At 51.2% G+C, this 3333-nt stretch carries 3 protein-coding genes; 1 reads left to right on the top strand and 2 read right to left on the bottom strand.

Features of this window, described 5'->3' with window-relative positions:
• Nucleotides 1-77 precede the first annotated feature (77 nt).
• Complete coding sequence (locus tag Xhom_RS04825) at nt 78-401, top strand: SymE family type I addiction module toxin (RefSeq protein ID WP_069317641.1); 324 nt, start codon at nt 78-80, stop codon at nt 399-401.
• 171 nt (nt 402-572) lie between these two features.
• On the opposite strand, the gene Xhom_RS04820 is transcribed toward Xhom_RS04825, so the two are convergent.
• Together Xhom_RS04820 and Xhom_RS36355 are read right to left on the bottom strand one after the other, a co-directional pair.
• Entirely contained in the window at nt 573-974 is a 402-nt protein-coding gene (locus Xhom_RS04820; RefSeq protein WP_084023201.1) for an immunity 22 family protein, read from the bottom strand.
• On the bottom strand, nt 971-3333 hold a 2363-nt coding region (locus Xhom_RS36355; protein WP_476756455.1), incomplete at its 5' end, for an RHS repeat-associated core domain-containing protein. The genes Xhom_RS36355 and Xhom_RS04820, both read right to left, overlap by 4 nt.

The following is a 3333-nucleotide window of genomic DNA, read 5'->3' as shown; positions in this document are numbered from 1 at the left end:
TGTTCCCAGATTTTGGCAGGGGATGGCATGTGACACCGCCTTTTATTTAAGGAAGAAGAGCCCCATCATGGCACAATATGGATTACGGCTGTAGTACTAAGCAAAACCGCGCGGTAAATAAAGCCGCCAAAACAGAACGTTATTACACCGTGGGATACGTGCCGCAAAATGACAAAACCACAGCCCCGCCCGCGATACACCTGAAAGGGCAATGGCTTAAGGCAGCCGGGTTTGATATTGGCGGCACACTGACTGTCAAAATCATGGATGGCTATCTGGTGCTGATCCCTGACAACGACGACACTTGCAATATCAGGCAACAATACCAGCGCCAGCAAGACCAGCTCAGTGAAATTAAGCTGAGGATGCGGGAGCTGATTGGGGAATACAAAAACGCATAAGAGAGAAAAGCAGGGATTGAGCAGCTACAGGCAGCGCTAGATTATCATAGGTATGCTCCACGGTAGATAAAACAAAACTGGAAGATTCCAAGAACCTTCCAGTTTAAATTTATTTAAATAGTTTTATTTATAAATAATCTACTATATTAGTAAATTATTACTGTAAATAAACTAGTCACCTTCAAACAACCCTATATATTTCAAACCATTGTATTGTTCTTTATATGGAGGGTTAATGTGTAGCTCTGAATCCTGATACCAAAAAATGGCATTTGCTTCTTTTATTCCTAATCTATCACATATGTCTTTTATTGATTGAAATTCACTTTGATCAACAGCAGCATCAATTAAAATTTCATCTATAGAGACGCTTTCATCGCGACGTGGAATTATTCCTATAAAATCCTCATCATACCACTGAAGACCAATATCCTTACAAAACTGGCAAAGTTTATAGTTAGGATCATCAAAATTTCCTTCAACAGAATAATCTAGCTCAAAATATTTCATATATTCGTCTTCAGAGGAAAAATTATTTCCAATCCATAAATGCACACTATTTTCAGTTATCATCTTCCGCATTTCCCACTGTATACCATATGATTACGATGGTGCCTGACCATTATTTTCTTCGCACCAAATTTACCAGTAGCTTCTTTCAAATCTGCAATTAATTTATTATGAAAATGCCTACCTGCTCTACTTCCATGATGCCCTCCATCTGGTACAGGATTACCTTTGGCATCTGTTACATTTGTGAACGTAATCTTATCTGTATCTACAACATATTTTTTTAGTTCTTCTGCTGTAAAACCTAATTCTTTTGCTTTAGCAGCTAAAGAAACAGGAAACATCTCATGTTTTCCTCCATTTCCTCTTAAGGCAGAAGAAACAGATGTTTTATTATCTATAACGTCTTGAACTGTAGCCTTATTAAACCACTCATCAAACTTACCAGGTTTCCATTCAGCCCATCCCAAAGGATCGATCTGCCCCGTGGGATTTGATACATAAGCATAAGGGTTTTCACCCCCCAGTAGCCCGATGGGATCCGACGTCAGGTACTGCCCCGCCACCGGCGAGTAATACCGGAACCGATTATAGACCAGCCCGCTTTCTTCATCCAGCCACTGACCGGCAAATTGTAACCCCGGATTCAGCTCCGCATTTTCACCCAGAACCCCCAGACGCAGCCCGTACAGGCTCTGCGGCGGCTGGCGCCAGACCCGGTGTCCGGCGGCATCAAACAACGCCAGCGGCTCCCCGGTCGGCGCACACACTGCATACTGGGTCTGAACCTCCCCGGCCAATAGTTCATGGCGGTTTTCCGGGTTCAGGCTAAAGAACTGCACCTGTTGGGCTATCAGTTGCCAGCCGTCAAAAACGAGGTGGCGGATACTGTACAACCGGTTGTGCCGGTACTCGCGGATTTCCGCCGGGACATCCCCGTCCCACAGGTAAGTAGTGCGCTGGCCTGACCGTTCGCACGCTTTTTCCGTGCGCCGCCCGAAGGCGTCATAGCGATAGGCCCACTGCGGGCCACCCGGGGTCTGCACCCCCATCAGCTGGTTCTGGCTGTTCCAGCGAAACTTGGTCAGTTGTGGGCGGTGCCCTTCCTGCCAGAGCTGCATGGCGGTCATCCGCCCCGCGTCATCATACTCAAACAGATGTTGTCCAAGCTGGCGTAACCGATGCCCTTTCTGGTACAGCCGTTCCCCGTCTATCTCATTGAGGCCATCAAAACGGCGGGAGGGGTAGCCGCAGGCATCGTACTGATAATGCTCGCGCAGGCGTTCGCCGTCACTGACCGAGGTCACCTGCCCGTTGCCATTGACCACATAACGCAGCCATTGCCGCTCATCATTCGCCGCCACCAGATTCAGGGCCGCATCATAACGGTATTCTCTGTCTAAGCCTGCCAGTGTCGGCAGGGGGATATCCGCCACTTCATGGGCTTCAAAAAACTCGGTATTGCGGCCCGCACGCTGGGCGGTCAGTTGCCCCATCAGGGCATACTCTTGGCGCAGGATAAAACCTTTATCTGACTGGCGGTGCCACTCATGCCCGTCTTCATCCCGTTCAAGGCTGAGGGTATGCTCACCGCTTATCCTGAGCCGTTTCAGTTCTCCGGCCCTGTTGACCCCCGTCTCTGTCTGCCATTCCCGACCGTCCTGCACCAGCACGGTGCGCTGATGGGTAAAGGCATCCGGGTACTCATAACTGATTTGCCCGTACGTCTGAGACTCCTTCACCAGCCGCCCCTGCCTGTCATATTCAAAACACAGCGGGAGGGTGCCCGGTGCCGCCACTGCCAGCAGCCGCCCCATCGGGTCATAACGCCATGTCGTGGTACCTTCCGGCGTTGCCATCGCCGTCAGACGGCCATTGTCATCATACCGATATCGGGTCATGTGCCCCAGGGCATCGCGTTTCTCCGTGCAGTTACCATTGCCGTCATAGGCATAATGCCACTGGGTACCGGCGTAATCGGTCTCCGTGACCACCCGCCCGTCCGCATCCAGCGTGTAACGGTAGCGTTCACCCTGCGGGTTAATCACTTCGATCAACTGCAGGCTGTTTTTGTCGTAGCGGTACGCCCAGCGGTGACCTTCGCCATCCACCCGTGCCACCGGCAGGTCAAACGGCCCATAGTCGATATGCCATTTTACACCGCGGGCATCTGTCCATGCGGTCAGGTTGCCGTGGCGATCATGGCGGAAGCGCTCCCGGCTGTCGTTGGGGCGCTGGCTGAGGGCGACGCGGTGATGACGGTCATATTCCCAGCCCCACTGTGCCCCGCCGCCCGTTTTAAGGTGATGCAGCCGATCCTGACGGTCATACCCCAGCGTCAGGCTGCGGTTCTCTTCGTCGAACAGGGCCGTCAACCTGTGATGGGTATCGTATTCCTGCGTGCGCCTGCGCCCGTCGTTGT

Origin of the sequence: Xenorhabdus hominickii (assembly GCF_002632725.1) — a bacterium.
In the GTDB taxonomy this organism is placed as follows: domain Bacteria; phylum Pseudomonadota; class Gammaproteobacteria; order Enterobacterales; family Enterobacteriaceae; genus Xenorhabdus; species Xenorhabdus hominickii.
The sequence above is the reverse complement of the archived record's forward strand: the minus strand, read 5'-3'. Positions and strand labels throughout refer to the sequence as shown.

Coding starts and splice junctions, on each gene's coding strand:
- Xhom_RS04825 (WP_069317641.1), top strand. CDS start 78: ATGGATTACGGCTGTAGTACTAAGCAAAACCGCGCGGTAAATAAAGCC.
- Xhom_RS04820 (WP_084023201.1), bottom strand. CDS start 974: ATGATAACTGAAAATAGTGTGCATTTATGGATTGGAAATAATTTTTCC.